Origin of the sequence: Lacticaseibacillus sp. 53-4, from assembly GCF_016861805.1 — a bacterium.
Taxonomy (GTDB): Bacteria; Bacillota; Bacilli; order Lactobacillales; family Lactobacillaceae; genus Lacticaseibacillus.
Window position 1 is genome coordinate 1 of the sequence record NZ_BOLT01000065.1, and the last position, 3,349, is coordinate 3,349.

Annotated in this window: 4 protein-coding genes; all 4 read right to left on the minus strand. The window is 57.2% G+C overall.

Features of this window, described 5'->3' with window-relative positions:
* Positions 1-173 precede the first annotated feature (173 nt).
* Positions 174-536, minus strand: a complete 363-nt coding sequence (locus JUF21_RS11780; RefSeq protein ID WP_203664832.1) for a hypothetical protein — start codon at positions 534-536, stop codon at positions 174-176.
* Positions 537-671: 135 nt separating this feature from the next.
* Positions 672-1,844 carry a MalY/PatB family protein gene (locus JUF21_RS11785; protein ID WP_203664840.1) on the minus strand — a complete coding sequence of 391 codons (1,173 nt, stop codon included), beginning with the start codon at positions 1,842-1,844 and terminating at the stop codon, positions 672-674.
* Positions 1,831-2,433 carry a histidine phosphatase family protein gene (locus JUF21_RS11790; RefSeq protein WP_239061463.1) on the minus strand — a complete coding sequence of 201 codons (603 nt, stop codon included), beginning with the start codon at positions 2,431-2,433 and terminating at the stop codon, positions 1,831-1,833. Before JUF21_RS11790 ends, JUF21_RS11785 begins: the two co-directional genes overlap by 14 nt.
* A gap of 15 nt (positions 2,434-2,448) precedes the next feature.
* Positions 2,449-3,240, minus strand: a complete 792-nt coding sequence (locus tag JUF21_RS11795) for a Cof-type HAD-IIB family hydrolase (protein ID WP_203664842.1) — start codon at positions 3,238-3,240, stop codon at positions 2,449-2,451.
* Positions 3,241-3,349: the final 109 nt, after the last annotated feature.

Genomic DNA, 3,349 nt, shown 5'->3' on the forward strand with positions numbered 1-3,349 from the left:
CCGACGCATGGCTTAACAACCTAGACCACTATCAAGGATTCGTTATCACCGTTGCACTTGACTTGAAAATTGAGGCCATTAATTGCCTTAACTGCTGTGCCAAGCCGCTGCAGTCTTTTATTAACCTTGCTTCGCATTGCTAAGACAAACGGCAGGCGGAACAATGCAAATAATTAGTCACTGTCTTCCGATCCAAAGCACTCGTAATATGCTGGCGCTCGCTTCACAATCTCATTAGCATCAAAATCCAGTATTGAAACCGGCATCGGCCGCAGTCCAGAAAACTTGTCAACAAAAAGATAATAAGGTATGCCAATCAAAAGCTCGGACTCTAAAGGCGTCTCTTCGTATACATCAGATGTAAAAACATAATCATTTTCCGTTTCGCCAAGCAACACAGCCCGCGCATAACTACCATTGACCTTCTTAGGCAGGCGCCCCTCCTGCTCCTTAAATGCTGACACGAACGAATCGGTACCAAAGAAGCCCGCCTCCTCGGCAAGATGAGCAGCTTGTTCCACTGTCAGTTCATTCATCAACTGAGCTTCCTCCTTTTCTACCAGCACCAGTCTATCAGAGCAGCTTGAACGCAGTCTACAAAAAAAGGTCGGCCAGACACCCGACCAATCATAGATTAACTGTTCTGAGTACGGATAGTCAGCAATTACAATCTAATGCCTCACTGCCCTCACTGCGCTAGCAAACCGCTTCAGCCCTTCCTTAACTTTGCTCCTTGGCGCCCCAAGGTTAAACCGCAGATGATTGGCCCCGCCATTGCCGTAAACACGCCCGTCCATAATGGCGACTTTCTGCCCATGAACCATCTCGTGCTGCAGTGCCGGCATGGTAATGCCGAGCGGCGAAATATCAATCCAGGCCAGGTAGGTAGCGGCCGGAATCTTGTAATCCAGCCCGACCTCATCCTTCAGATACTTTGGCAACAAAGCGTAATTGCCGTCGATGTAGTCGCACAGCTGGTTCAGCCACTCCTCCTGGTGGCTGTAGCACTCAATCGTCGCCAGCATCCCCAGATACGGCACAGACGACAGCGCGCTGCGGTACTCGAGGCCGTAGACAAACTCTTCGCGGTCACGCGCGTCGGGGATCAGCGCGTATGAACAACCGAGCGCAGTGACGTTGAACGCCTTGCCGGCCGAAGAGATGACGGCCTTTTGTACGGTGAGCTGATCGAAGTATGCGGCCAGCGAGTACACAACGGTCCCGCGGCGCACCACGCCCATGTGGATCTCGTCGGAGATGATGGCGACGTGGTAGGCATTGCACAGCTCCACGATGCGCTGCATGTCCTCACCCGACCAGGCGATGCCCAGCGGGTTGTGCGGGTTGCACAGCAGGAACACGGCCGGGTGCTCGCACGCAAAGTAGGCGTCAAGCGCGGCCCAGTCGACGCCGTGGTTGATGTCGAACGCCAGCAGCAACCGGTGGTTGGATGTCACGGTTTTAATGAACGCGTCGTAGCATGGGCTGAAGGTGACGACCTTGTCGCCGGGCTGGCTGAACTGCTCGAGCAGCTTGGCCAGTGTGAAGATGACGCTGGGACTGTAAACGATAGCGTCTTGAGCGATGGCCACGTGGTAGCGGCGGTCGAACCAGCCGGCGATGGCGCCTTTGAACGCCGGATTGTCCCAGTGCGTGTAGCCAAAAATACCCTTCTGCGACGCCTTGACCAGCACGTCGCGCACGCCAGGCGCCGTGGCGAAGTCCATGTCGGAAATGGTGAACGGCAGGAGGTTGGCCTCACCGAAGCGCGTCTGCACGTAATCCCACTGGTCCGAGTACGTCCCGTAGCGATCGATCACAGTGTCAAAATCATATTTCGTCATGGCTGCCCTCCCGCTGCTCTGCCCAGGCGACTGGGTCGACGATTTGCTCGAACGAGTACGCGCCTTCATCGTAATTAAAAATCGCGATGCCGCAGTTAGGCATTCGCTCGTTAAGCACCCCGGCTGGGGCCCGCTGCGACAGGAAGCTGTGCGAGGCGCCGGCATGGGACACCAACAGTACCTTTGCGTCCTCTGGGGCCGCCGCCATCAATCGGTCGACCGTCGCCACTACTCGCTCGATGGTGGTCTGATCCGCCTCGCCGCCGTATGGCTCGAAGAAGTCCCCATACGGAATGGCAGGATTCAGGTACTCCGGCTGGCCCTCGAAGCGGCCAAAGCCGTGCTCGCGCAAGCCTTTTTCCCTCGTGTACGGCAAATCGGTCACCAGCTCCAAGGTGTCAGAGGCGCGCTCGGCCGTCGAGCAGTGCGCCTCGGTCAGCTTGACATGGTGCGCGGCGAACCACTGCCGCGCCGTTTTTGCCTGGGCAATGCCGCGGGCGGTCAGCGGCGAATCGCACCAGCCTTGGATGCGGCCCAGGACGTTGAACAAGGTCTCGCCGTGGCGCATCAGATACAGTTTTTTACTCACGATCCAAACCCTCTTTTACTTCAGATAATCCTCAAGAAAAGCGCAGACGCCGGATGCGTCGTTGTCGACCGGCGTGACCGCATCCGCCGCGGCCAACACCTCGGGGTCGGCGTTCTTCATCGCCACGCCCAGGCCACATTCGCGGATCATTTCCAGGTCGTTGCCACCGTCGCCGAACGCCGCCATCTCACTGAGCGGAATGTTCAACGCCTCACCGAGTTCGGCTAGCCCTGCAGCTTTGTGGCGGCCCTGCTGGATAATGTCAATGTCGCCATGGCCGGAGCTGGTTGGCACGGCGATGCCGGCGAAGGCCTCGCTGAACTTATCGATGTACTCCTGGGTGCGCGCCGGCGGCATTTTAGTCGCGAACTTCATGATCTGATCGTCGGGGGCCTCAAGCGTGTCCTGCAGCTGCAGGCGGTGGTAGTAGCGGTGCATTTCATTGATGAACGCGGGGTCCTCGCTGCCGCGAATGTGCGCGGTCTTCACGCCGCACGCGATGGCTGAAAGCACCGGGTCGGCGCTCAGGTACTGCGTGATGGTCTCAGTCGCCTCAGGGCTGAAGGTATGCACGGCGTAGGTGGTTTCGGCGTCGCGGATATACGCGCCGTTTTCCGCAACGTAAATCGTGTTCGGATAGTCAGTGAAAAATGAGCGCAGCTGGTAGTACTGGTTGCCGCTGGCCACGACGAAGCGAATGCCGAGCTCGGTCATGCGCGCGTGGACCCTGGCGAACCGCTCGCGGTCGTAGTCCTGCTGCGAATTGAGAAAAGTGCCGTCCATATCGACGGCGACGAGTTTAATCATAAGTTCCTCCTAGTGGTGCCGTTTTCATTCTCCCTGGATTATTCATAGAATTTCAAAAAAGCAGCGCAATCCCACGATTCACACGGGACTGCGCTGCTTTGGTGTTTCA